The organism is Bradyrhizobium sp. JR4.1 (genome assembly GCF_040548605.1).
GTDB classification, from domain to species: domain Bacteria; phylum Pseudomonadota; class Alphaproteobacteria; order Rhizobiales; family Xanthobacteraceae; genus Bradyrhizobium; species Bradyrhizobium canariense.
Map to the genome: position 1 here is coordinate 49391 of NZ_JBEPRY010000005.1, position 24950 is coordinate 74340.

A 24950-nucleotide genomic window follows, 5' to 3' on the forward strand; every position below is an offset into this window, starting at 1 on the left:
GGAAGGTGACACATGGCCCGCATCGCATATCTCAGAGACCAGCTTGCCCGCGCCGAACGGCTGGCAAAGGCGATTCTCGACCGGCAAACCGCGGAACAGCTTCAGGCGTTCGCAGCCGAATGCCGAGAGGAGCTGCAGGTGCTGTCGCGCAGAGCGGCGGCGTGACGTTGGTGCCCGATAAGTGCCGCGTCACACCAGCTTCATCGGCGCATCTGCGACCACGCGAAGGTCGATGCGGCTGATCAGTTGAGACCGAAGCGCCTCCGCATCACCGATCGCGCTCTCCGTCTGCCGCAACGTGCTGATATTCGAGCCAAGCGAGACGATCCCGCCAAGCACCAGAGCGATCGATCCGAGCGCGGCGGTCTGACCCATCCCGAACAAGCCGAGGATCGTGATCAGCAACAGCGCAGCCCCGCCACCGATCGCGAGCTTGGATGCCAGGATGTACTTCCGGCAGCGCTCGGCAATCTCGGCCAAAGCCTCGATACGCGCTTCGATGTCGGAAATGGCGTCGGTCGGATCGCTGTCGGTCATTGGATTTGGATCGAGGATGCCAACTCAGAAACAGAATCAGTAGCCCGCATGAGCGAAGCGACATGCGGGACTTGGATAGAAAACCCGGATGTCGCTACGCTCATCCGGGCTACAAGTGCGCTCTACAACGGCAAATTGTCGTGCTTCTTCGCCGGCGTTTCCACCTTCTTGTCCTTCAGCATCGACAGCGCCCGCGCGATCCGCTTTCGCGTCGAGTGCGGCATGATGACGTCGTCGATGTAGCCGCGCTCGGCGGCGATGAAGGGGGAGAGGAAGCGGTCTTCGTATTCCTTGGTGCGCGCGGCGATCTTGTCGGGGTCGCCGATGTCGGCGCGGAAGATGATCTCGACCGCGCCCTTGGCGCCCATCACCGCGATCTGGGCGGTCGGCCAGGCATAGTTCATGTCGGCGCCGATCTCCTTGGAGGCCATGACGTCGAAGGCGCCGCCATAGGCCTTGCGGGTGATGATGGTGACCAGCGGCACGGTGCACTGCGAGTACGCGAACAAGAGCTTGGCGCCATGCTTGATCAGGCCGCCATATTCCTGCGCGGTGCCCGGCAGGAAGCCCGGGACGTCGACGAAGGTGACGATCGGGATGTTGAAGGCATCGCAGAAGCGAACGAAGCGCGCGGCCTTCCGAGAAGCGTCGCTGTCGAGCACGCCGGCCAGCACCATCGGCTGGTTGGCGACGAAGCCCACCGTGCGGCCGGCGATGCGGCCGAAGCCGGTGACGATGTTCTTGGCAAAGGCATCCGCAATCTCGAAGAAGTCGCCCTCGTCCACGACCTTCAGGATCAGCTCCTTCATGTCGTAGGGCTTGTTCGGATTGTCGGGGATCAGCGTGTCGAGCGACATGTCGACCCGGCCGATGTCGTCGAAGCTCGGCCATTCCGGCACGCCGTCGGTGTTGTTGGACGGCAGGAAGTCGATCAGGCGCCGCATCTGCAACAGCGTCTCGACGTCGTTCTCGAAGGCGCCATCGGCGATCGAGGAGCGCGTGGCATGCACCGAGGCGCCGCCGAGTTCTTCGGCCGTGACGACCTCGTTGGTCACGGTCTTCACGACGTCGGGGCCGGTGACGAACATGTAGCTGGTGTTCTTCACCATGAAGATGAAGTCGGTCATCGCCGGCGAATAGACATCGCCGCCGGCGCAGGGGCCCATGATGACGGAGATCTGCGGGATCACGCCGGAGGCAAGCACGTTGCGGCGGAACACGTAGGAATAGCCGGCGAGCGCTGCGACGCCCTCCTGGATGCGGGCACCGCCCGCGTCATAGAGGCCGATGATTGGCGCCCGCGCCTTCATCGCCATGTCCTGGAGCTTTGTGATCTTCAGCGCGTGCGTTTCCGACAGCGAGCCGCCGAACACGGTAAAGTCCTTGGCGAAGACAAACGTCTTGCGGCCGTTGACGGTGCCCCAGCCGGTGACGACGCCGTCGCCGGGCACCTTGTTCTTCTCCATGCCGAATTCGGTGGAGCGGTGCTCGACGAACATGTCGAATTCCTCGAACGATCCCTTGTCGAGCAAGAGCTCGATGCGCTCACGTGCGGTCAGCTTGCCGCGGGCGTGCTGCGCCTCGATGCGCTTCTCCCCGCCGCCGAGCTTTGCGCCGGCGCGACGGTCTTCAAGGGCGTCCAGGATATTCTTCATTTGCTCCCGCCAGTTCTTAGCCTAAATGCGATTGCCGGGGTTCTAACACGGCATTTTGCGGGCCGGGAAGCGGCTTTCCGCGCCGCAGGGCTGCCTTGCCGCAGCGGGAAAGCGCAAGGAATTTCAGAGTTTTGCCGGGGAGACGAGCATGACCGAAGGAACGGCCGAGACTGGCGCTGCGACGGGCGGCGTCAACATCCTGCTGCGGCTGGAGGGCCTGACCCTGTTTGTGGGGATGGTGATGCTCTACTGGGCCTGGGACGGCTCATGGCTGGTGTTCGCACTGCTGTTCTTCGTCCCCGATCTCAGCTTCCTGGCATACCTGTCGGACGCCAAACTCGGCGCGATGGTCTACAACGCCGCCCACAGCTACATGGCGCCGGTCGCGCTGCTGACGTTAGGTTTCGGCCTCGCCTCACCGCTCACCCTGTCCATCGCCTTGATCTGGCTCGCCCATATCGGCCTCGACCGGGCACTGGGCTATGGCCTGAAATATTCGGCCGGGTTCGGCTTCACCATCTCGGCCGGATCGGCCGGCAGAAGGATACCTGACCCCACGCGCTGCCCGTAAATTTGGCGGCCCGCTCCGGTTGACCGGACCTGCCGATTCAGGCTTGCTCACGTTTACGATCAGGCGCCGAATGTTGCGTGAGCTCAGTCGGTACGGCGGCGGTCATCATTTCCGGCTGCAAGCATCACCCCATGTCCGCGACGGTCGTTCCCCTGCCGCCGAACCCATCGTCCGAAACCACCGACTTCCTGCGGCGCATGGCCAGCATGGTGTCGGGGCGGAACGGCGAAATGCTGCTGCGTGCGGCCGCGCTGATCGAGTCGCTGACGCAGCGGGCGATGTCGGCGGAACGCCTCTATCACCGGGAGCACGAAGAGAACACGCGCAACAGCGAGTTGCGCGAGGCCGGTGAGATGGCGTCGGACGCCATGGTCAAGCAAATCGACGGGCTGCGCAGCCAGCTTGCCGAAATCACCGCGGCCGCCGCGGCCGAGCGCGCGGCATTCGATGCCGAGCGCGGCAAGCTGCTCGGCCTGATGCAGCACGCCGAGAGCCATATCGGCCAGCTCACAAGCGAGCTGGAAACGCTGCACGCCTCGGTCGACAGCTTCAACGAAACCGCAATCTCCGTGCCGATCGAGGTGCTGCGGCTGGCGCGCACCCAGTTCGATTTCCTCTCCGCCGGCTTTGCCCGCAAGGGCGACGTCATCTCGCAGGCGATGAGCGAGATTGGCGGTTTTGCGATCGACCAGGCGCTGACGGTGAAGAAGGTCGATCCCGCCTGAAGCGAACCGCCGGCTTGCGTCAATTTGACAGCGCGCAGGCCTGTTGTTCTACTCACTGAAAATCACGGGGGAGGATCCGATGCCGACGGCATTCCGCGTCGCCATGGCGCTCTGCATTTCAACGCTGTTCGTCGGCATTTGCGCCAACGCGCAATCGCTTCCCAGGGAAGTCGCCACCCGCGCCGAGATCTACCCGATCCCCTCGCTCACCCTCTCCGACCAGCAATTCCTGAGCGGCGACGCCGCGGCCGGCAAGCCGGTGACGGTCGCAGGCGAACTCCGCGTGGCGCAAGGCAGCGGAAAACTCCCCGTCGTGGTGCTGATGCACGGCTCGAGCGGCGTCGGCACCACCACCGAAGCCTGGGTGCACGCGTTCAACGCCATGGGCATCTCGACCTTCGTGATCGACGGCTTTAGCGGCCGCGGGCTGACGGTGGTGGGGCCGAACCAGGCTCTGCTCGGCCGGCTCAACCTCGTCATCGACATCTACCGCTCGCTGGAGATCCTCGCAAAACATCCCCGCGTCGATCCTGATCGCATCGTGCTGATGGGCTTTTCACGCGGCGGACAGGCGACGCTCTATGCGAGCCTCGAGCGCTTCCACAAGCTCTGGAACAAGTCCGGCATCCAGTTCGCCGCCTACATTCCGTTCTACCCCGACTGCTCGACGACCTATCAGAACGACACGGACGTCGCCGTGCGCCCGATCCGCATCTTTCACGGCACGCCCGACGACTACAATCCCGTCAAGAGCTGCAAGGCTTTCGTTGAGCGGCTCAAGACGGCCGGCCGCGACGTGGTGCTGACCGAATACCCCGACAGCGCGCATGGTTTTGACAGTGGGCTGCTCGGCGTCAATACGGTTGCCGTGTCCACGGGCGCGCAGACGGTACGCAACTGCCAGATCAAGGAAGGCGATGGCGGCGTGCTGATGAACGCCGATACGAAAGCGCCATTCACGTACAAGGATTCCTGCGTCGAGCTCAATCCGCATGTCGGCGGCAATCCCGCGACTGCCGCCGAGTCGCGCAAGGCCGTGGTGGAGTTTTTGCAGGCGCTGTTCAAGCTGGGTTAGGCCAGCGCGACATACTCCGTCATTGCGAGCGCAGCGAAGCAATCCAGAATCTTTCCGCAGCGGCAGTCTGGATTGCTTCGTCGCTTCGCTCCTCGCAATGACGCGCTCCTACGGCTCGCCCGGCTTGAACGGCTCCTGCTTGTCCGGCGGCACGGTCTCCTCCGCCATTGCCAGCAGCATCGCGACCATCACGTAATTGCCGGCGACCGCGGTAAGGTCGACGATCTGCTGGTCATCGAACACCTTCTTCGCGCGCGCAAAGGTTTCGTCGCCGATCTTCTTCGTCGTGGTGAGCTCAGTGACGAAATCGTAGACCACGGCCTCGTCCTCGGCCATGTTCGCAGGCCGCTTATTGGCCATCAGCTCCGCGATGACGTCGGGCGACAGGCCCGCCTTCGCCGCGAGCGGCGCATGGGCGTACCATTCGACCTGCGAGCGCCATTGCCGCCCGATGATCAGGATCGCGAACTCGTTGAGTTTTGTCGGGACCGAGGTCTCCCAGCGCAGATAGTGGAACAGGTCAAACAGACGCTGGCCGAGCACCGGGCTGCGGATCATCGGATTGTAGGGCCCGCCGATGCCCACGCTCGAGACCTTCATGATCTGCTCGCCGAGCGGCTTCTGCTTGGCGTCGAGCTGGTCCACCGTGAGCTGCGGAAAGCGCGGCTCCCTGCTGGTGGCGGGAGCGGCAAACATCGTAGCGGCGAGCCAGCCGCCCGCGGCAGCAAGCGTCAGCGACGACAGCCAGAGCGGCGTTGAGTTCATGTTGTGTCCTCCCGGTTTTTTCTTGACCCGGAGGATGCTAGTCGAGCGGCGCTCGCGCGGTAGCGCTAGATCGCGCCGATCTCGGCAAGGCAGGCTTGCGTCAGCGGCATGCGCTCACCGACCAGACGCGGCTCCTTGCAGTCCATATTGAGCGCGAACACGGTGTGCGCTTCGCCCTTCTCGGCCCAGCCCACCATCCAGCCAAGCGACGGCTCGCCGCGCTCTGCACCAAGCAGCCCGGACTTGGCGCGAATGACGCTATCGCCGACCTTGGTCACCGGCAGGATGTCAGCGACGAGATCCTGGCTGCGTTTCGAGATCGGCAGCGCGCGACGGCGCAGCCGGTCGACGAAATCGACCTGCTCGACCGGATCGATGCGCAAGGCGCCGGTGAGCCAGAATTGGTCGATGCCGCCGCCGATGTCGCGATTGCCGTAGTCGAACAGATCGACGTATTTCTGCATGCGCTCTTGCCCGATCCGGCGCGCGATCTCCTGATAGACCGGCACCGCGCTCACGAGAATCGCGCTGCGCAGCGTGTGGTCCTTGTTCCAGGCCTCGATCGGACGCTTCACGCCATCCCAGGGAAATACGTGCTTATCGGGGTCAGTGACGACGCCAGTTTCGAGCGCGATCAGCGAGTTCGGAATCTTGAAGGTCGAAGCCGGCAGCTTCGCCTCGCCCGAACGTTCCTTGTCGCTGGCGACGATCAGATAGTCCTCGACCTTGTAGCCGACGAACGTCCCGGCCGTGTTGAGGTCGGTGAAGCGCTTTGCGAGACTGTCACGGATTTCATTTCGCGGTGGCGCGACGTGAGCGAGTGCGCGCGATGGCAGGATCGCGGTTGCGGCGAGAAGACCGAGAGTCGAACGGCGGGTGAGCAAGAGCGATGTCCGTTGAACGATAAAATGGACCCGACCATGAAGCCGTTATCGTGGTGAAACGATGACAGCTACCGCCTGCCCGACAGCCGCAGCACGAACACCAGTACTTCGGCGACGGCCTTGTAGAGGTCGGGCGGGATCTCCTCGCCCAGTTCGACCTTGGAGAGCGCGCCGGCCAGGATCTCGTTCTCCTCGATCGGGATGTCGTTGGCCTTGGCGATCTCGACGATCCTTTCGCCGATCGAACCCTTGCCCTTTGCAACGACGACCGGCGCGTTGCTGCCCTTCTCGTAGTGAAGCGCAATCGCAAGCTTCGACGGATCGCTCATGTGGCGCGATCCAGAAAGTGGCCAGCGCGGGTCGGAGCGGGCTGTGGCGGGGTGCCATCGCGGACCAGGATGTCGCCGGGCTTGAGCTCGGCCCTGGTCAGGGCCTGGTTGAGCTCACCGATTCCGGCGCGGAGCTGCTGTGCGGTCGTCGGCCGCTCCGCCCACATCCGCACGAAGGTCTTGTCACCGTTCAGAGTAATCAAAGCGTGCACGGGGCCGGCCGGCTCGACGTTGAGTGTGAAGCGCGCGCGCCAGGCGCGCTTGGCGGGATCGGCGGATTCATTGCCGCCGTCGCGCGAGATTTCGAACTGCGCCATTGCCGTGCCCTGCTGCGTTGCGAATGGAATCTCGAAATTCCACTGCGGCACGGTCGGGTCGATCCTGTGACCACTGGCGTCAGTGCGATCGGGGAGCGAAGCGACCTGGAGCAAGGTCTGGCGCGCGAGCGCGGCATCGGTATCGTCGAGCAGGCGATGCACGGTCGCGGCGAGCGGCGTATCCGGTGCGAGTGACGGCGAGGCGACGGATTGCGGCGACGGCAACGCGCCGCGAACCGGTGGTGGCGTCGCGCGCGCGGCGGCTTCGAAAATATGTCCGTCGGGCACGGCCTTGTTCGAGCCCGGCACGTTCCCCATCATGCGCGGCAGGTTTTGCGTGATCTCTTGCAGGAGACTGGCGGCAAGGCCTGCGGTCATGGTCCGCGGCATCGAGGCCTGCGGCGCACCGCCAGCGATGTCCGCCAACACAGAGGCTACGAGATTGGCGCTGCGCGGCATTTGCGGTGATTGGGCGATCTCAGGTTCGGTTGCGGTCAATGCGGCCTGTGCAGCCTGCGTCTGCGCGACAGCGACCTGCGGTGCCGCCACGGTATCAGCTGGAAGGGCGGCACCTTGCGCCTGTGGCGCCGTCTCGAGCGTTGTCAGAGTCTGCCGCAGCACCAGCAGCGCGGCTTTCAAATCCGGCATCGTTCCGGAGGACGGCGTCACGCCTGCGGCGAGCGAGGCCTCGAGGAGCAGCCCGGACTTCTGGAAGGCGGATTCGATATCGCCGCCATCGAGCCCGGTGTTGAGCGGCGTCTGCTGCGCCAGCACGCCCAGCATCGCCTGCTTCAGCCCCGCCGGAAGGTCGCTGCCGGTGACGACCGCGGCCAGATTGGCGAACAGCGGCGCCTGGCTGCCCTGCTTTGTGACCGCCTCGGCCGAAGCTGCGGTAACGGCGACCTGCTCCGATGGCGTCAGCACGTTGCGTCCCGCGCTCGCCGACGGAGCAAGCGAGGGGCTGTCAACCAGCGAGGCCGCAGCCGGCGTCAGCGTGACCTGATCGGCGGTCGCCTCGCCGGCGCCGCCCATGACGGCGAGCCGGATGGTGCCGCCGTTCTGCGACACCGCAAGCTGGAGATTTTGTCCCGGTGTCAGCGACACCTCGGACATCACATCCATCGAGAGGTTGGCGATCGCGATCCGCACCAGATTATCGGCGAGCACGCTGACCACTCTGGCGTCGACCACGCTGCCGGCCTGCAGCACAAGATCGGGCGTCGCCGCGTCAGCAACAGGGCTGGCGGCACTGACGGGAAGAATCGAGCTTATCGGCGTCGGCATCGCGAGGGGCCCTGGAGCACGGGCCACCCTAACGCCTGCGTCGTAAACCTCTCGTTAAGGACCTTTGGCCGCAGGCGGCTTCACAGCGGCCAAAACCGCCACGGCAGCCTCGAAATCCCGCAGGCGGGCTGCGCGGCGGCCCGCCGCCTCCTCGTCCACGCCCCATTTCTCGGCATTCCAGTCCTCGTCGACATAAGCCGCCGCCCAGACCTGATCGGCGTCGCGTACGCCATGGGCTAGTGCCAGCGCCAGCAGGGCCGAGCCGGTGAGCGTGGTGATCACGTGGAGCGCGGCGACCGACCAGGCATCCCCCGGCAGCGCCGCACGCGCGGCCTGGAGCGCCTCCTCCGGCTGCGTCACATGCATGACGCCTTCGGACAGGATGAAATGCGCGCCGAGCGTCTCCGCGGCCCAGAACAGCACGGGGTCCCAATGCGCGGCCTCCCGGGCGACAAGTCCCTCGGGATGGCCGGCGCGATAAAACAGCAGATCGGACTGGAGGTATTTTGCGAGGTCGTCCGTGACGAGATCGACGCGGTCGACGACGCCCTCGACCACGCTGTTGGCGATCCGCGTCAGCGGCATGGTCATGGGCTTGATCGTCTCGTTCTGATCCGCCCACTCGGCAGCCACTGCGTCGGCCAGCGCGCGCGAGGGGATCACCACCTGGCGCCCGGAGGGCGTTCGGATCGCCTTGCCATCGAGGGTGATGGCGAAGCCGTCCTCGGCCTCGGTTACCCCTGCCTCCTTGTAGAAACGCTTGCGCAACGGCACGCGCGTGGCCTGGCGGACCAACTCCTGCGGATCGAGCGGGGATCGCCCCGCAGCTTCATCGAACAATTCGCGCATCGTGTTTCGGTCCCTGCCCAGTCACCAACCCTTCAACCGCCCCCGTTCAACTACTCTTCAGGCGCGTTCTCGATCGGATCAAACCGGCTTGCGTCGAGTCCGAGCAGGTTCCACGACTGCTGCATGTGCTGCGGCAGCGGCGCGGTGGCATCGATGAAGCCGCCGCGCGGATGCGGGATGACGATGCGGCGTGCCAGCAGGTGCAGCCGGTTTTGCAGGCCGCCCGGCAGCTGCCAGTTCTCGATGTTGAAATATTTGGGATCGCCGACGATGGGGTGGCCGATATGTTCCATGTGGGCGCGCAGCTGGTGGGTGCGCCCCGTCACCGGCTTCAGCGACACCCAGGTCAGCTTGTTGCCGGCGGTCTCGACCACCGCATAGTATGTCACAGCGTGGCTTGCGCCCTCGTCGCCATGCTGGGCGATGCGCATGATGGTGTCGTCCTCGCTCTCTTCCTTGGCAAGGAATGTCGAGATGCGGCCCTGCTTCGGCTTCGGTAGCCCCGGCACCAGCGCCCAATAGGTTTTTCGCGCCGACCGCGAACGGAACGCGCCGGTCAGATGCGAGGCGGCAAAGCGCGTCTTGGCGACCAGGAGACAGCCCGACGTCTCCCTGTCGATGCGATGCACGAGGCGCGGCTTCTGGCCCTTGGAATCGCGCATCACCTCCAGCATCTGGTCGATGTGTCGCGTCATGCCCGAGCCGCCCTGCACGGCGAGACCGGCCGGTTTGTTCAGGACGAGAACGTCGTCGTCCTCATAGATCGTCATCTCCTTCAGCGCGGCAAGCGTCTTTTGCGCCGCCTCCGACTGCGGGTTGGGTGCCTTCGGCGTGTCGAGCTTCAGCGGCGGAATGCGGACGCTCTGACCCTCCTCCAGGCGGTCCTTGCTGTCGACGCGCTTGCCGTCGACGCGCAGCTCGCCTTTGCGAACGACGCGCTGGATGTGGGAGAATGACAGGCCGGGAAAGTGCGCTTCAAGGAAGCGATCGACGCGCATGTTGTTCTCGTCGGCTGTCACCTTGACGGTCTGCACCTTGGTCGGCAGCAATGCCTCGACGGGCTTTGCAGCAACCGGCGTTTCCTGCACAACAGCTTTGGGCGCGCGCCGTTCGTTGCGCTCGGCCGCAAATCGCGGCGGCTTCCCGCCTGGCTTCGCCCCAGGCCGCGGCCCCGCCGCCTTGGCGCTGCGCGCCTTGAACGGACGCGCCTCCTTGCGCTCGTCGCGCTCGCGAGGTTTCGGGTTCATTCTCTTGATGCGGCGGCTCATGCGGTTTTTCCAAGCTTTCGTGTCGACTGCACCGTCGCGCGGCGCGGCAGCGACGCAACCTGCGCCCCCACCTCTTCTTCCGCGAGGCGCAGCTCATATTGCTGCTGCAGGTCCATCCAGAACTGCGGGCTGGTGTCGAACCAGTGACCAAGACGCAACGCCGTATCGGCCGTGATTCCGCGCTGTCCATTGATGATGCCGGTGATCCGGTTCACGGGTACATCGACCTGACGCGCGAGTTCTGCGGCGGAGATGCCGAGTTGTCGCAGTTCTTCGGCAAGGTGTTCACCGGGATGTATGGGCGTGCGGGGCATGGCGATTTCTTGGCCGGACTAGCGTGAATTACGCGTTACGTAAACCGTAAATCGAACCCTGCAGCAAGCCCGAAAGGGTTAGGCCCCACCCCGCTCCTTCCGCAACTTGGCCCAATAATCCAGCCGCTTCCTGATCTCCCGCTCGAACCCGCGGTCGGGCGGGTCGTAGAAGGTCTGGCGGCCCAGCGCATCCGGGAAGTAATCCTGGCCGGAGAAGGCGTCGGGGGCGTCATGGTCGTATTCGTAAGATGCGCCGTAGCCTTCCGACTTCATCAGCTTGGTCGGCGAGTTGAGGATGTGTTTCGGCGGCAGCAGCGAGCCGGCCTGCTTTGCGACCTGCATCGCCTTGCCGAAGGCGGTGTAGACGGCATTCGATTTCGGTGCGGTGGCGAGATAGACCACCGCCTGCGCGATCGCGAGCTCGCCCTCGGGATGACCGAGGAAGTCGAAGGCATCCTTGGCGGCGTTGGCGATGACCAGCGCCTGCGGATCGGCAAGCCCGATATCCTCGACAGCCATGCGCACGACGCGGCGGGCCAGAAACAGCGGATCCTCGCCGGCATCGAGCATGCGCGCGAGATAATACAGCGCGGCATCGGGATCGGAGCCCCGCACCGACTTATGCAGCGCCGAGATCAAATTGTAATGGCCGTCGGCCGACTTGTCGTAGATCGGCGCGCGGCGCTGCAAAATCTCCTGCAACTGCGCGGCGTCGAAAATCTCGTCCTTGCGCGCGGCGCGCCAGACTTCCTCGACGAGCGTCAGCGACGCGCGGCCGTCGCCATCGGCCATGCGCACCAGCACGGCGCGCGCTTCCTCGTCGAGGGGCAGCTTGCGGCCCTCGACCTCCTCGGCATGCGCAAACAGCTTTTCGATCGCGGCCGCGTCGAGCGAGCGAAACACCAGCACGCGCGCCCGGGACAGAAGCGCCGCGTTGAGCTCGAAGGACGGATTTTCGGTGGTGGCGCCGACCATCACTACCGTGCCGTCTTCCATGACCGGCAGAAACGAATCCTGCTGGGCGCGGTTGAAGCGATGCACCTCGTCGACGAACAGCAGCGTGCCCTTGCCCATCTCGCGGCGTGCACGCGCGGCCTCAAAGGCCTTCTTCAAATCGGCGACGCCGGAGAACACCGCGGAGATCTGCTCGAAATGCAGATCGGTGGCGTCCGCGAGAAGCCGCGCCACCGTGGTCTTGCCGGTGCCGGGCGGGCCCCAGAACACCAGCGAGCCCAGCGTGCGCGTCTCCAGCATGCGCGTCAGCGCGCCGTCGGGACCCAGGATGTGATCCTGGCCGACGACCTCCGAGAGCGCGCGCGGCCGCAGCCGATCCGGCAGCGGATGCGGAGCCTCGTGATCGAGCCCCGCCGCGGCGAAGAGAGTTGGCGTCTCCTGTGGTCGTTTCGGACTCATCCGCCCAGCGTGACGTTGATCTGCTGGCCGCCGCGCACCAGCGTGATGCGCCAGATGCGCTGGCGCTCGGCCGCCGCCTTTTCTAGATCGCTGGTCTTGCTGATCTTTTGGTTGTTGACCGCCAGGATGACGTCGCCCTTCTGGAAGCCGACATTTGCGGCCGCGCTGTCGCCGCCGAGATCGGTGACCACGACGCCTTCGGTGTCGGCGTCCAGATGCAGCTCGTCGGCGAGCGCCGGGGTGATGGTCGAGACCTTCGCACCTTGGAGAGGCGAGCGCGCGGTGATGACGAGCTCGTTGCGGCCGGTATCGGGCGCGGCGTCCAGCGCCACTGTCAGCTTGACCGGCTTGCCACCGCGCTGCACGTCGATCTGCGCCGCGCCGCCGAGCGGCCGTGTGGCGAAACGATAGTCGAAGGCGTTGGGATCATCCACAGTCTGGCCGTCGATCGAGACGATCAGGTCGGACGATTTCAGCCCGGCCTTGGCCGCCGGGCCGTTCGGAACGACGCTTGCGACCAGCGCACCGGTCGGCGAACGCAGGCCGAGACTCTCGGCGATCTCCGGCGTCACCGCCTGCAATTTCGCCCCTAGCCATGGCCGTTTTACCGCCTTGCCACCGCCCTTGGCGGAGGCGACGACGACGCGCACCATGTTGGCGGGGATCGCGAAGCCGATGCCCTGCGAGCCGCCGGAGCGCGAATAGATCGCGGTGTTGATGCCCGCGAGCCTGCCGCTCATGTCGACCAACGCGCCGCCGGAATTGCCGGGATTGATCGCCGCGTCGGTCTGGATGAAGAACTGGTAGTCGGTGATACCGACCTGCGTGCGCGCCAAGGCCGAGATGATGCCGTGAGTCACGGTCTGGCCGACGCCGAAAGGATTGCCGATCGCCATGACGACGTCGCCTACCATCAGCTCGTCCGAATTGGTGAATTCGAGGGCCGGAAACTTCTCTTTGGTGTCCTTCAGACGCAGCACGGCGAGATCGCTGCGAGAGTCCTTCAGCACGATCTCGGCCTCGAACTCACGCTTGTCCGACAGCGACACCTTGACCTGGTCGGCGCCTTCGATGACGTGGACGTTGGTGACAACGAGCCCCGACGCATCGACGATCACGCCCGAACCGAGCGAGCGCTGCACCTGCTCCTGCTGCTGGCCGGGCACGCCGAAGAAGCGGCGGAAGATCGGGTCGTCGAGCAGCGGGTTGCGGTTCTGCACCACCTTGGCAGCATAGACGTTGACGACCGCCGGCTGCACCCGCTGCACGATCGGCGCATAGGACAGCCGCAGTTCGGCGGGCGAGGACGGCACACGGCGGTCCTGCGCGGCGGCCGGATTGAAGTTGGCCGAAAAGGCTATGCACAGTGCCGTGACGACGGCGGTCCAGGTCGATCGAAACATTCCTACCTCTTGGAAAAGACGCCGGAATATAGGCGCGTTCGCCCCCCAATAGAAGGGCGCCCGGCGGCATATTCGCCCCCCTTTTGGTGTGTCCGGCCTGCAAGCTGTGCGTGCGAAATAGCAATTTGCCGGGGCTGTGGATTGGCATGATGTGCGTCATCTTGCATGGTGGTGCAAGGCGGATTCGGTTGCGGCGAATTTACACCAGTGGGAACCGCGCAACCGGGCGCAGCGTCGCGGGGCAGTCATCGATCACACCTAGGCTCTCCGCCAGCGATTTGGGGAAGTTCGTCAAACGATGGAGTCATGACGTGAGCAGGACAAGAATTGCAGCCACGGCGATTGGTCTCGCCGCCGCACTGGCAGCTTCGCAGGCCCAGGCCCAATCGGCGAGCAGCAGCGACCAGGAGATCGCGCTCCTGAAGCAGCAGTTGAAGATGCTGGAGCAGAAGCTCGACAAGCTCCAGAGCCAGACCGCCGCGAATACCGCGGCGACGGCGAAGGCCAGGCTTGAGGCGAAGGCGGAGGCGAAAGCCGAAGCGTGGTCCGAAGCGAAGGCCGTCGTCGCCAACGCCAACGCGGCGATCCCGCTCAAGGGACCGGCGCCCGCATCCGGCGTCGTCGTGACGATGCCGAACAACCGGCCCACCATCTGCACTGCCGATGGAGCAAACTGCGTCGGAATCACAGGCCGCGTGCACTACGATGTCGGCGGCTATGACTATCGGCCCAACACAGCGGCTACCGTGCCACAAAAGCTCGACAGCGGCGAGAACGTCCGCCGCGCGCGCATCGGTCTCGCCGGCAAGTTCTTCAATGACTGGAATTTCGCGCTGATCTACGACTTCGGCGGCTCCTCCGACGGATTTGGCGGCGCAGCTCCGGGTTCGCTGCCCGGCGGCGGCGTCTCCGGCGTCGAGAACGCCTATCTCAGCTACACCGGCTTGAAGCCATTCGGCGGCAAGATGGCCATCGAAGGCGGCATCATGGACCTGCCCTACACGCTCGATGAAGCCACGAGCTCTAACGACATCATGTTCATGGAGCGCGCCTCGGCGGGCATCGTTGCCACCAGCATCGCCGCAGGCGACTTCCGCTCGGCTGTCGGCACGCGCTGGTACAACGACGTGTTCTGGGCGGGCGGCTATGTTACCGGTCCCGCTACCGGTGCGATCCACTCAGCCTCGAGCGTTGCGCCGAACGGCACCACGGAACAATACGGCGCGGTCGCCCGTGTCGCCGGCCAGGTCCTCAGCGGCAAAGACTACTCAGTCCATCTCGGCGGCAATGCCGAATGGCTGATCCAGCCGACGCGCAATCTGGTGACGGGTGCGCAGACGGTGACGCTGAGCGACCGCCCGGAACTGCGCATCGATCCCACCGCACTGGCTACGACCGGCGCAATCGCCAATGCCTCCGGCGCGCAGGTCTACAGCGTCGAAGCGGCCGCCACTTATGGACCGCTGATCCTGCAAGGCGAATATTTCTGGTACAACATCGATCGCAGCGCCAATACCGGCCTGCCGCCGCTGGCTGCGCCGAGCCTCAAATTCCAGGGCGGCTACGCGCAGGCCGGCTACGTGCTGACGGGCGAGAGCCGCAGTTACAATGCGGCGAATGCGGCCTATGGCGGCGTTAAGCCGACGCACCCGTTCTCGCTCGAGGGCGGTGGCTGGGGCGCGTGGGAAATCGCGGGACGGTTCTCCACGGTCGACCTCAACGATCAGCTCGGAACCGCCACCGGTATCGCAGGCGGCCGGCAGACCGTCTACACGGCGGCGCTGAACTGGTATGTCAACGGCAACGTCCGTTTCATGCTGGACTATCTGCATGGCACGGTGTCGAGGCAGGCCTCGCCGGTCTCGACCGCCGATGTCGGCTCGAAATTCGATGCGGTCGCGATGCGGACGCAGTTCGCGTTCTAGCTCTCGCCTGTCGTCCCGGGGCGCCAAAATGCGAACCCGGGACCCAGCATCTGCAACGCTATCTGAAGGAGACACGCCATGAAGGCCGTCGGCTACAGGAAGTCGCTTCCGATCGAGGATCAGGACGCGCTGATCGATTTCGAGGCCGCAAAGCCCGAGCCCGGCGGCCGCGACATCCGCGTGGCCGTGAAGGCGATCTCGGCCAATCCGGTCGATTACAAGGTGCGCAAGCGCGCCGCTCCGCCCGAGGGCGAGACGAAGATTCTGGGCTATGACGCGGCCGGCGTGGTCGACGCCGTCGGTCCCGACGTCACGCTGTTCAAGCCGGGCGACGAGGTGTTTTACGCCGGCTCGATCCTGCGCCAGGGTACCAATTCCGAATTCCATCTCGTCGACGAGCGCATCGTCGGCAACAAGCCGAAGAGCCTGTCGTTTGCGCAGGCCGCCGCCCTACCCCTCACCTCCATCACCGCCTGGGAGCTGTTATTCGATCGGCTCGGTGCGGTGCCCGGCAAGAGTGTTGATCCGCGTACGCTCTTGATCACGGGCGGCGCCGGCGGTGTCGGCTCCATCCTGATCCAGCTTGCACGCCGCCTCACCGGCCTTACGGTTGTCGCGACCGCAACGCGACCGGAGTCGCAAAAATGGTGCCTCGATCTCGGCGCGCATGCGGTGATCGACCACGGCAAGCCGATGAAGGAGCAGATCGAGAAGCTCAAGCTGCCGCCGGTCGCGCTGGTGGCGAGCCTCACCTTCACCGACCAGCACTACAAGAGCATCGCCGAATTCATGGCACCGCAAGGCAAGTTCGGCCTGATCGACGATCCCCCGGAATTCACTGTGAGCGCGTTCAAGGGCAAGGCGATCTCGGTGCATTGGGAATCGATGTTCACGCGCTCCTCGTTCCAGACCGCCGACATGATCGCGCAGCATCATCTGCTCAACGATGTCGCCGACCTCATCGACAAGGGCGTGCTGCGCACGACGCTCGACCAGACCTTTGGCACGATCAACGCGATCAATCTCAAGCGCGCGCATGCACTGCTCGAGAGTGGCAAGTCGCGCGGCAAGATCGTGCTGGAGGGGTGGTAGGTCCTAGCTCGAACCGGGCGCCGCATTCGTCTCCGGCGGACGCGTCGCCCGCTCGATAAAGCCCTTGGCGAGCGCGTGGTAGATCCCTTCCTCGCAGATCATCCGCGATGTGGCATGTGCAATCAGGGCGGCGGCCATCAACGGCACCACCATGGCGTGGTTGTCGGTCATCTCGGTCACGATGACAAAAGCGGTGATCGGCGCCTGCACTACACCTGCAAAATACGACACCATGCCAAGCAGCATGATCGCGCCGACCGGAGCGTCGTGGAAGAAGGACGCGATATTGCTGCCGAGGCCGGCTCCAACGGCGAGTGACGGCGAAAAAATTCCGCCGGGTATGCCACTGATTGCCGCGAAGGTGGTGGCGAGAAGCTTGAGGATGCCGAAGTCCTGCGGCAGCGGTCCGCCCTGCTCCAGGGCCGTCTTTACCTGCTGGTAGCCTGTGCCATAGATCGTATCGCCGGAGACAAGGCCGCAGATCGCGACCGCCAATCCGCACGCAAGCGCGAACCACAGAGGGTGGCCCTTCACCGCGCGTCCGAACGGATGGGCCAAGCCGCGCGCCATAATGATGACGATACGGCTGAAGATGCCGCCAGCCAAACCGCCGACCACGCCGCACACCGGAACCGCCAGCCAGTCGACGCCGGGGGCCAGCGACATCGCACTGCTGCCGAAATAGGCGTAGTTGCCCATCAGCGCGAGCGAGGTCAGGCCGGCCGCGATCACCGCCGCAATGATGAGGCTGCTGGTACGTGTCTCGAAAGCACGGCTCATCTCCTCGATGCCGAAGACGATTCCCGCCAGCGGTGTGTTGAAGGCGGCCGCGACGCCGGCGGCCGCGCCGGCCAGGATCAATCCGGGCTGGCGGCGTGGCGAGACGCGGCCGAGGGCGAACATGATGGAAGCGCCGACTTGAACGCTCGGTCCTTCCCGGCCGACGGAGCCGCCGCATAGCAGGCCGAACAAGGTGAGGATCACTTTTCCGATCGCGATCCGGATCGAGACCAGGCTCTCGCGCGCCGCCTGGTCGGTCAGATGCCGCGCGGCGATCGCCTGGGGAATGCCGCTGCCCTGTGCGTTCGGGAACAGCCGGGTGGTCAGATAGGCCGAGAGCATGAAGCCGAGAGGTGTCACCGCGAGTACGACGTAGCGCGACTGAGCCAACAGCAGCGCAAAGGCGTGCTGGGCGAGATCGGCGAGCTGGGCCAGCACCACCGCCGCGGCGCCAACCCCGATCCCACCGAGCACGAAGATCGCCCGCCGCTGCCATCGCGCGGATGTCAGCCTGAACAGGCGTTTATGGCGGGTCGACAGGGGCCAGAGCATGAGCCGTTTTAGCCGGTCACGTCGCGAATTGAAGGGGCAAGCGAGCAGACCAGCTAGACTGGAACCACGCCTTCGACGAACATCAACCGTCGCTCCAGCGCCGTTTGCCGCAGCTTTAGCGCTTCGGCATATTCCACTGACGCGTACCATTCCTGCGCCCGCGCCATCGATGGGAACTCCACGATGATGATGGTCTTGGGCGGCGGGCCGCCCTCCACCACCTCAGTGGCGCCGCCACGCACGAGATAGCGGCCGCCATATTGCGCGATGGTTGCCGCGGCCAACGTGCGATAGGCCTCCATCGCGGCTCTGTCGCGCACCTCGACCTCGGAGATCACGTAGGCCGGCATGCGCAGGCCTCAGGCAATCGTGTTGACGATGCCGCCCTCGGCACGCAGCGCCGCACCGTTGGTCGCGGACGCTTCCTTCGAGGCGACATAGACCACCATGTTGGCGATCTCGTCGACGCTGGCGAAGCGCTGGATCAGCGAGCTCGGGCGATGCTGCTTGACGAAATTGGCCGCGGCCTCATCGACCGACTGGCCGTTCTGCTTGGCAAGATCCTTCACGAACGTCTCGACGCCCTCCGACATTGTCGGGCCCGGCAGCACGGAATTGACGGTGACGCCGGTGCCGCGGGTGAGCTGCGCCAGGCCCCGCGCGACCGAGAGCTGCGCCGTCTTGCTCATTCCATAGTGGATCATCTCGACGGGAATGTTGAGCCCGGACTCCGAGGAGATGAAGACGATGCGGCCCCAGTTGCGCTTGAGCATGCCCTTCATATACGCGCGCGAGAGACGCACGCCGCTCATGACGTTGACCTCGAAGAAGCGGCTCCAGTCCTCGTCCGGAATGTCGAAAAAGTCCTTCGGCTCGAAGATGCCGGCATTGTTGATGAGGATATCGACGTCTGGCAGCGCCGCGGCCAGCGCCTTGCAGCCGGCAGCGGTCGAGACATCGGCAGCGATGCCGCGGACCTTCCCGCCCACGCCTTCCAGCTTGCGCACGGCGGCATCGACCTTGTCCTGGCCGCGTCCGTTGATCACGACGCTCGCACCCGAGCCGGCAAGGCCCTTGGCGATGGCGTGGCCGATACCAGCGGTCGAGCCGGTCACGAGGGCGGTCTTTCCGGAAAGGTCGATGTTCATGCGTGATCTCCGTTGATGCTGGCGGAGATATTGGGCGCTGCCGGCACGATAGCAATCGGCACTCACCGACGCGTGAGGAGCAGGACGCAACCAACGAGGACGGCCAATAAAAAAGCGGCGCCCGAAGGCGCCGCTTTCTGAAAACTCTCTGCCGGTCGGCTTACGCCGCCTCGGCTTCCTTCTCCTGCACCGGACCGGAGTCCTGGCCCTTGGCATCGACGTCGCGGTCGACGAACTCGATCACGGCCATCGGGGCGTTGTCGCCGTAGCGGAAGCCGGCCTTGATGATGCGGGTGTAGCCACCCTGGCGATCCTTGTAGCGGGGCGCGAGCGTGTCAAACAGCTTCCTGACCTGATCCTTGTCGCGCATTTCGGAGATGGCCTGGCGGCGCATGGCCAGCCCGCCCTTCTTGCCGAGGGTAATCAGCTTCTCGACGATCGGACGCAATTCCTTCGCCTTCGGCAGCGTGGTGACGATCTGCTCGTGCTTGATCAGCGCGGCGCACATGTTGGCGAACATCGCGCGGCGATGCTCGGCGGTGCGGTTGAGCTTACGATGAACCTTGCCGTGACGCATTTATCTATTCCTTGAATTTCATTCGTCGCGACGGTTCGTCGGACCAGTTGCTCAGGTGGGCTGCCTGCGTTCGCCCGCTAAGGCGCGATGAATTCGCGCCTCAGCCTGTCGTCGTTCGGATCAGTAGTGATCTTCGAAGCGCTTGGCGAGCTCGTCGATGTTCTCCGGCGGCCAGCCCGGCACTTCCATGCCGAGGTGCAGACCCATCTGGGCCAGCACTTCCTTGATCTCGTTCAGCGACTTGCGGCCGAAGTTCGGAGTGCGGAGCATTTCCGCTTCGCTCTTCTGCACGAGGTCGCCGATGTAGACGATGTTGTCGTTCTTCAAGCAGTTGGCCGAACGCACCGACAGCTCGAGCTCGTCCACCTTCTTGAGGAAGGCCGGGTTGAAGGCGAGGTCCGGGATGATCTCCTGGGCGACTTCCTTGCGCGGCTCTTCGAAGTTGACGAACACGTTGAGCTGATCCTGCAGGATGCGCGCAGCGTAGGCCACGGAATCATCCGGCGTCAGCGCGCCGTTGGTCTCGATCGTCATGGTCAGCTTGTCGTAGTCGAGGATCTGGCCCTCGCGGGTGTTCTCGACCTTGTAGGAGACCTTGCGGACCGGCGAGTACAGGCTGTCGACCGGGATCAGGCCGATCGGCGCATCCTCGGGGCGGTTGCGCTCGGCGGGAACGTAGCCCTTGCCGGTTGCGACCGTGAACTCCATGCGGATCTCGGCGCCCTCGTCGAGCGTGCAGATCTGCAGGTCGGGATTGAGCACGACGACGTCGCCCACGGTCTGGATGTCGCCGGCGGTGACGACGCCCGGGCCGGACTTCTTGACGACCATGCGCTTGGGGCCTTCGCCCTGCATCTTGATCGAGATGTCCTTGATGTTGAGCACGATGTCGGTGACGTCCTCACGGACGCCCGCGATCGAGGAGAACTCGTGCAGCACGCCGTCGATGTGCACCGACTGCACTGCCGCGCCCTGGAGCGAGGACAGCAGGATGCGGCGCAGCGCGTTGCCGAGCGTCTGGCCGAAGCCGCGCTCGAGCGGTTCGGCGACGATGGTCGCGAAACGGGTCGGATCGCTGCCGGGCTGTACCTGCAGCTTGTTCGGCCGAATCAGTTCTTGCCAATTTTTCTGGATCGTCACTGTTTCACCCATACAGGCCAGTCAGACTGCTGTTGCAGGCACTGGCGTTGGAGAAAGGCCGCAGATCATTTCCACGGCTTTGCAAAAAGTCATCGCGGGCGCCGATGCGCCCGCAATCTGGTATCAAACGCGCCGACGCTTACGGGGACGGCAACCGTTGTGCGGGATCGTGGTCACGTCGCGGATCGAGGTGACGGTGAAGCCCGCGGCCTGCAGCGCCCGGAGCGCCGATTCGCGGCCCGAACCGGGACCGGCGACTTCGACTTCCAGCGTGCGCATGCCGTGCTCTTGCGCCTTCTTCGACACGTCCTCGGCGGCAACCTGTGCGGCATACGGGGTCGACTTGCGCGAGCCCTTGAAGCCCATCGTGCCGGCGGAGGACCAGGCAATCGTGTTGCCCTGCGCGTCGGTGATGGTGATGGTCGTGTTGTTGAACGACGAGTTCACGTGCGCGACGCCGGAGGCGATGTTCTTGCGCTCACGACGACGAACGCGGGTGGCTTCCTTGCCCATAGACTACCTTTCCTGAAGATCTCAAACGCCGCCGTAATGCCAGCGGCTACACCTGTGGAACGAAAGGCGCGTGGCGAACGGGTCATCCCCGGGTCGCCACACGCCGTGATTGGATGCGAAAACTTACTTCTTCTTGCCGGCGATCGCCTTGGCCGGACCCTTGCGCGTACGCGCATTGGTGTGGGTACGCTGGCCACGCACCGGCAGACCGCGACGATGGCGCAGGCCGCGGTAGCAGCCGAGATCCATCAGACGCTTGATGTTGATGCCGACCTCACGACGCAAATCGCCCTCGACGAGATAGTCGCGGTCGATCACTTCGCGGATCTGAAGCACTTCGGCGTCGCTGAGCTGATTGACCCGACGATCGTCTGGGATCTTCACCTTCTCCATGATCTCACCGGCGATCTTCTGACCGATGCCATGGATGTACTGGAGCGCGATCAGCACGCGCTTGTTGGTCGGGATGTTCACGCCGGCAATACGGGCCACGGCCTTCTCTCCTGTCGCCAATCCCTCGTCAGGAATCGGGCTTTAAGTGCTTGGTTTCTCGGGCAGGTGTTCACAAACGCGAACACGACGCCCACCCCTGGTCTTCCTGGGGCCCGGCATCGTTTGAAACTATCCGACTTGGATGCGGGGCTTATTAGGGGATTCAGGGGGCTTTCGTCAACCGCTGCTAGCGCTTAGCTCGCCTTTTCGTGACCTTTTTTGCGGCCTTTTTGGCACCTTTCTTGACAGCCTTCCTGGCGGTCTTTTTGGCTGCCTTCTTCTTTCCTACCTTCTTGGCGGCTTTCTTGACGATTCTCTTGCCTGCCTTCGTCGCCTTCTTGGCCGCCTTCTTGGATTTCGCAGCCTTTTTGGCCGCTTTCACGGGCTTTTTGGCCGATTTCTTAGCAGTCTTGGCCTTTCTGGCCGGGGCCGCCTTGGCCGCGCTCCGGGCGCGGGTCTTGCCATGTGTCTTGGGCTCGACCGCCCCGAGCGCCAGGAGCTGGCGATGGATGGCGCGGGTGACCTCGTCGATGGCCATCATGCCGTCGATGGTCGAGAGCTTCCGCCGCTCGGAATAGTAGTGAATCAGCGGCTCCGTCTGGTTGCGGTAGCTGGCGAGTCGCTTGGTGAGGACTTCCGGAGTATCGTCGAGCCGGACCTCCTCCCCGCGCTCGCGCATCTGGGCGACGCGAGTCTCGACACGGTTCAGGAGCGCGCTCTCGTTGACGCGGAGCTCGATCACGGCATCGAGCTTGAGGTGCTTGTGCTTGAGCAGCTCATCCAGCGCCTCGGCCTGCGGCACGGTCCGCGGGAAACCGTCGAGGATAAAACCGTTCTTGGCATCCGGCTGATCGATCCGATCGGAGATGATTCCGACCACGACATCGTCTGGCACGAGGCCGCCGCTGGCCATGATCTCCTTGGCCTTGAGACCGACCGGCGTTCCGGCCGCCACCGCTGCACGCAACATCTCGCCGGTCGAGAGCTGGACGATGCCATAGCGCTGCACCAGCAGCTGCGCCTGGGTGCCCTTGCCCGATCCCGGCGGCCCCAGAAGTATAATTCTCATCGGCGTACGCCCCCCGATTGGTGCGCGATACGTCGTGCACCTGTGTTTTGAAGTCCAGTTACAGTGCAAATCATAATCAGCGCCGCACCGCTACCCATATCATAGGGGAGCAAATGGCCGGACGCCAAGAAGCCTTTGAGACCAGTGCTTGGAGATAAGTGCTTGCACGACAGTAAGAGCGGCTTTGCCGAGGCGACCGAATGGCCGGCTCGCCGTCCGCGCGCGTTGCACGCGCGGCGAATCGGCGGCGGCAATTGCGCCGCCCGAGAGGACGCCGCGCTTAACGGCGGCGGCCGCGCAGCTTCGACTTCCGGATCAGGCCTTCGTACTGATGCGCCAGGAGATAGCCCTGCACCTGTGCCACCGTGTCCATGGTGACGCTGACGACGATCAGCAGCGAAGTGCCGCCAAAGTAGAACGGCACCGACGCGTAGGAGATCAGGATTTCTGGAATCAAGCAGACGATCGCGAGATAGACCGCGCCGAGCACGGTGATGCGCGACAGCACGTAGTCGATATATTCCGCGGTACGCTCGCCCGGGCGGATACCCGGAATGAAGCCGCCGTGCTTCTTCAGATTGTCCGCAGTCTCGGTCGGATTGAACACGATCGCGGTGTAAAAGAAGGCGAAGAACACGATCAGCGCCAGATACATGATCAGGAACAGCGGACGGCCGTGGCCGAGCTGGGTGGTGATCCACTGGAACCATTCCGGTCCGCTGCCCGCATTGAAGTTCGCAACCGTGGTCGGCAGCAGCAGCAGTGAGGACGCGAAGATCGGCGGGATCACGCCCGAGGTGTTGAGCTTGAGCGGCAGATGCGAGGACTGCCCCTCGAACATCTTGTTGCCGACTTGGCGCTTCGGATACTGGATCAAGAGCCGGCGCTGGGCGCGCTCCACGAACACGATGAAGGCGATCACGGCCACCGCCATGACGATGACGACCAGAATCAGGCCGGTCGACATCGCACCCTGACGGCCGAGTTCGAGCATGTTGGCGAGCGCCGCGGGCAGCTCGGCGACGATGCCGGAGAGAATGATCAGAGAAATGCCGTTGCCGATGCCGCGCGAGGTGATCTGCTCGCCCAGCCACATCAGGAACATGGTGCCGCCGGTCAGCGTGATCGCCGTCGACAGGCGGAAGAACATGCCGGGGTCACTGACGACGTTGCCGGCGCCTTCGAGGCCCACCGCAATGCCGTAGGACTGGAACGCGGCCAGGATCACCGTGAGATAACGGGTGTACTGGTTCAGCAGCTTGCGGCCGGACTCGCCTTCCTTCTTCAGCGCCTCGAGCTGCGGCGAGACGGTGGTCAGGAGCTGGATGATGATGGAGGCCGAGATGTACGGCATGATGTTCAGCGCAAAGATCGCCATGCGGTGAATGCCGCCGCCGGCGAACATGTTGAACATGCCGAGGATGCCGCCCGCCTGGGAGCGGAACACCTGCTCCCAGATGTTGGGATCGATGCCGGGGAGCGGGATGTAGGTCCCGAGCCGATAAACGAGCAGCGCACCCAGGGTAAACCAGATGCGCTTCTTCAGTTCGTCGGCCTTGGCAAACGCACCGAAATTGAGATTGGCTGCCAGTTGTTCCGCTGCAGAGGCCATCTTGGACTTTCTCCCGCCGCTTATTGCGCCGTTATGCCCGCGGCCGGGCTACATTATACCGGACACCGGACATTATCTGGGGCTACGGCTTCGATAAGTCCATCGTCCCGCATGCGCAAAGGCCCGCGAGCCGCGGGCCGATGACGCAGTTGTTACGCCGCCTCGCCTTCTTCCTTGGCAGGCGCGAGGATCTTCACCGAACCGCCGGCCTTCTCGACTGCCGCAATCGCGGTCTTCGAGGCGCCGTGCACTTCGATGTTGAGCTTGGCCTTGAACTCGCCACGGCCGAGCAGCCGCAGGCCACCCTTGGCGCGGCGCAGCACGCCGGCCTTGACCAGGGATTCGACGTTCACGACGCTGCCGGTGTCGATCTTCTTGGCATCGACCGCGTCCTGGAGCCGGTCGAGATTGATCTCGGCGAACTCGACGCGGAAGATGTTGTTGAAGCCGCGCTTGGGCAGACGACGATGCAAGGGCATCTGGCCGCCTTCGAAACCCTTGATGCGCACACCCGAACGCGCGGTCTGGCCCTTGCCCCCGCGGCCGGCCTGCTTGCCCTTGCCCGAACCAATGCCGCGGCCGACGCGCATACGCTTCTTGCGCGAGCCGGCATTGTCGGCGATATCGCTGAGCTTCATCGCCCTGCTCCTTGTTTCTTGCG

26 protein-coding genes and 1 pseudogene are annotated in these 24950 nt (G+C 64.4%); 6 read left to right on the forward strand and 21 right to left on the reverse strand.

Annotated elements, in window-relative coordinates:
• Positions 1 to 12: 12 nt before the first annotated feature.
• Entirely contained in the window at positions 13 to 165 is a 153-nt protein-coding gene (locus ABIB90_RS13725) for a hypothetical protein (RefSeq protein WP_018456483.1), read from the forward strand.
• Between the two features lie 24 nt (positions 166 to 189).
• Here the strand turns inward: ABIB90_RS13725 and ABIB90_RS13730 are convergent, their stop codons facing one another.
• A complete protein-coding gene (locus ABIB90_RS13730) occupies positions 190 to 537 on the reverse strand; it encodes a hypothetical protein (protein ID WP_354200893.1) in 348 nt (115 codons plus the stop codon).
• 122 nt (positions 538 to 659) lie between these two features.
• Positions 660 to 2192 (reverse strand): acyl-CoA carboxylase subunit beta, encoded by a 1533-nt coding sequence (locus ABIB90_RS13735; RefSeq protein ID WP_007603066.1) that lies wholly within the window; start codon positions 2190 to 2192, stop codon positions 660 to 662.
• A 148-nt stretch (positions 2193 to 2340) separates the two neighbouring features.
• Between ABIB90_RS13735 and ABIB90_RS13740 the strand changes: the two are divergent.
• The 3 genes and pseudogenes from ABIB90_RS13740 to ABIB90_RS13750 all read left to right on the forward strand — a co-directional run bounded on the left by ABIB90_RS13740 (position 2341) and on the right by ABIB90_RS13750 (position 4563).
• Positions 2341 to 2744, forward strand: a pseudogene (locus ABIB90_RS13740) (DUF4260 domain-containing protein).
• A 150-nt stretch (positions 2745 to 2894) separates the two neighbouring features.
• The gene (locus ABIB90_RS13745; RefSeq protein WP_354201006.1) at positions 2895 to 3488 is read left to right on the forward strand and encodes a hypothetical protein; all 594 of its coding nucleotides are present in this window, start codon (positions 2895 to 2897) and stop codon (positions 3486 to 3488) included.
• A gap of 79 nt (positions 3489 to 3567) precedes the next feature.
• Positions 3568 to 4563 carry a dienelactone hydrolase family protein gene (locus ABIB90_RS13750; protein ID WP_354200894.1) on the forward strand — a complete coding sequence of 332 codons (996 nt, stop codon included), beginning with the start codon at positions 3568 to 3570 and terminating at the stop codon, positions 4561 to 4563.
• A 108-nt stretch (positions 4564 to 4671) separates the two neighbouring features.
• Here ABIB90_RS13750 and ABIB90_RS13755 read toward each other — a convergent pair whose 3' ends face one another.
• The 9 genes from ABIB90_RS13755 to ABIB90_RS13795 form a co-directional block, all read right to left on the reverse strand.
• A complete protein-coding gene (locus ABIB90_RS13755; protein WP_354200895.1) occupies positions 4672 to 5328 on the reverse strand; it encodes a carboxymuconolactone decarboxylase family protein in 657 nt (218 codons plus the stop codon).
• Positions 5329 to 5393: 65 nt separating this feature from the next.
• The gene (gene blaOXA / locus ABIB90_RS13760) at positions 5394 to 6212 is read right to left on the reverse strand and encodes a class D beta-lactamase (RefSeq protein ID WP_354200896.1); all 819 of its coding nucleotides are present in this window, start codon (positions 6210 to 6212) and stop codon (positions 5394 to 5396) included.
• A gap of 68 nt (positions 6213 to 6280) precedes the next feature.
• Positions 6281 to 6541 (reverse strand): EscU/YscU/HrcU family type III secretion system export apparatus switch protein, encoded by a 261-nt coding sequence (locus ABIB90_RS13765; protein WP_354200897.1) that lies wholly within the window; start codon positions 6539 to 6541, stop codon positions 6281 to 6283.
• Positions 6538 to 8142: a flagellar hook-length control protein FliK gene (gene fliK, locus ABIB90_RS13770; protein WP_354200898.1), complete on the reverse strand. Its 1605-nt coding sequence runs from the start codon at positions 8140 to 8142 to the stop codon at positions 6538 to 6540. The genes ABIB90_RS13765 and fliK overlap by 4 nt, the downstream gene beginning before the upstream one ends.
• A 54-nt stretch (positions 8143 to 8196) precedes the next feature.
• The gene (locus ABIB90_RS13775; RefSeq protein WP_007603057.1) at positions 8197 to 8991 is read right to left on the reverse strand and encodes an ATP12 family chaperone protein; all 795 of its coding nucleotides are present in this window, start codon (positions 8989 to 8991) and stop codon (positions 8197 to 8199) included.
• 50 nt (positions 8992 to 9041) lie between these two features.
• Positions 9042 to 10259, reverse strand: coding sequence for an RluA family pseudouridine synthase (locus tag ABIB90_RS13780; RefSeq protein WP_007603056.1), 1218 nt, complete (start codon positions 10257 to 10259; stop codon positions 9042 to 9044).
• On the reverse strand, positions 10256 to 10573 hold the full coding sequence (locus ABIB90_RS13785) for a HigA family addiction module antitoxin (RefSeq protein WP_007603055.1): 318 nt from the start codon (positions 10571 to 10573) through the stop codon (positions 10256 to 10258). The genes ABIB90_RS13780 and ABIB90_RS13785 overlap by 4 nt, the downstream gene beginning before the upstream one ends.
• A 78-nt stretch (positions 10574 to 10651) precedes the next feature.
• Positions 10652 to 11986, reverse strand: coding sequence for a replication-associated recombination protein A (locus ABIB90_RS13790; protein WP_007603054.1), 1335 nt, complete (start codon positions 11984 to 11986; stop codon positions 10652 to 10654).
• Positions 11983 to 13389 (reverse strand): DegQ family serine endoprotease, encoded by a 1407-nt coding sequence (locus ABIB90_RS13795; protein WP_354200899.1) that lies wholly within the window; start codon positions 13387 to 13389, stop codon positions 11983 to 11985. The genes ABIB90_RS13790 and ABIB90_RS13795 overlap by 4 nt, the downstream gene beginning before the upstream one ends.
• A 311-nt stretch (positions 13390 to 13700) precedes the next feature.
• Between ABIB90_RS13795 and ABIB90_RS13800 the strand changes: the two genes are divergently transcribed.
• Both ABIB90_RS13800 and ABIB90_RS13805 read left to right on the forward strand, forming a co-directional pair.
• Positions 13701 to 15314 carry an OprO/OprP family phosphate-selective porin gene (locus ABIB90_RS13800; protein WP_354200900.1) on the forward strand — a complete coding sequence of 538 codons (1614 nt, stop codon included), beginning with the start codon at positions 13701 to 13703 and terminating at the stop codon, positions 15312 to 15314.
• 78 nt (positions 15315 to 15392) lie between these two features.
• Positions 15393 to 16406, forward strand: a complete 1014-nt coding sequence (locus tag ABIB90_RS13805; protein ID WP_354200901.1) for a zinc-binding alcohol dehydrogenase family protein — start codon at positions 15393 to 15395, stop codon at positions 16404 to 16406.
• Positions 16407 to 16409: 3 nt separating this feature from the next.
• Here the strand turns inward: ABIB90_RS13805 and ABIB90_RS13810 are convergent, their stop codons facing one another.
• The 10 genes from ABIB90_RS13810 to rplO form a co-directional block, all read right to left on the reverse strand.
• Complete coding sequence (locus tag ABIB90_RS13810; protein ID WP_007603050.1) at positions 16410 to 17738, reverse strand: chloride channel protein; 1329 nt, start codon at positions 17736 to 17738, stop codon at positions 16410 to 16412.
• A gap of 53 nt (positions 17739 to 17791) precedes the next feature.
• A complete protein-coding gene (locus tag ABIB90_RS13815) occupies positions 17792 to 18088 on the reverse strand; it encodes a DUF1330 domain-containing protein (RefSeq protein ID WP_007603049.1) in 297 nt (98 codons plus the stop codon).
• A 9-nt stretch (positions 18089 to 18097) separates the two neighbouring features.
• A complete protein-coding gene (locus ABIB90_RS13820) occupies positions 18098 to 18886 on the reverse strand; it encodes an SDR family NAD(P)-dependent oxidoreductase (RefSeq protein ID WP_007603048.1) in 789 nt (262 codons plus the stop codon).
• Positions 18887 to 19046: 160 nt separating this feature from the next.
• A complete protein-coding gene (gene rplQ / locus ABIB90_RS13825) occupies positions 19047 to 19463 on the reverse strand; it encodes a 50S ribosomal protein L17 (RefSeq protein WP_007603047.1) in 417 nt (138 codons plus the stop codon).
• A 120-nt stretch (positions 19464 to 19583) separates the two neighbouring features.
• Complete coding sequence (locus tag ABIB90_RS13830; protein ID WP_007603046.1) at positions 19584 to 20615, reverse strand: DNA-directed RNA polymerase subunit alpha; 1032 nt, start codon at positions 20613 to 20615, stop codon at positions 19584 to 19586.
• Positions 20616 to 20726: 111 nt separating this feature from the next.
• Positions 20727 to 21116: a 30S ribosomal protein S11 gene (rpsK, locus tag ABIB90_RS13835; RefSeq protein ID WP_007603045.1), complete on the reverse strand. Its 390-nt coding sequence runs from the start codon at positions 21114 to 21116 to the stop codon at positions 20727 to 20729.
• A 123-nt stretch (positions 21117 to 21239) separates the two neighbouring features.
• Positions 21240 to 21608 (reverse strand): 30S ribosomal protein S13, encoded by a 369-nt coding sequence (gene rpsM / locus ABIB90_RS13840; RefSeq protein ID WP_007611599.1) that lies wholly within the window; start codon positions 21606 to 21608, stop codon positions 21240 to 21242.
• A gap of 187 nt (positions 21609 to 21795) precedes the next feature.
• On the reverse strand, positions 21796 to 22677 hold the full coding sequence (locus ABIB90_RS13845; RefSeq protein WP_354158579.1) for an adenylate kinase: 882 nt from the start codon (positions 22675 to 22677) through the stop codon (positions 21796 to 21798).
• Between the two features lie 280 nt (positions 22678 to 22957).
• On the reverse strand, positions 22958 to 24289 hold the full coding sequence (gene secY, locus ABIB90_RS13850; protein ID WP_007603040.1) for a preprotein translocase subunit SecY: 1332 nt from the start codon (positions 24287 to 24289) through the stop codon (positions 22958 to 22960).
• A 152-nt stretch (positions 24290 to 24441) separates the two neighbouring features.
• Positions 24442 to 24927 carry a 50S ribosomal protein L15 gene (gene rplO, locus ABIB90_RS13855; RefSeq protein WP_007603039.1) on the reverse strand — a complete coding sequence of 162 codons (486 nt, stop codon included), beginning with the start codon at positions 24925 to 24927 and terminating at the stop codon, positions 24442 to 24444.
• Positions 24928 to 24950 lie beyond the last annotated feature (23 nt).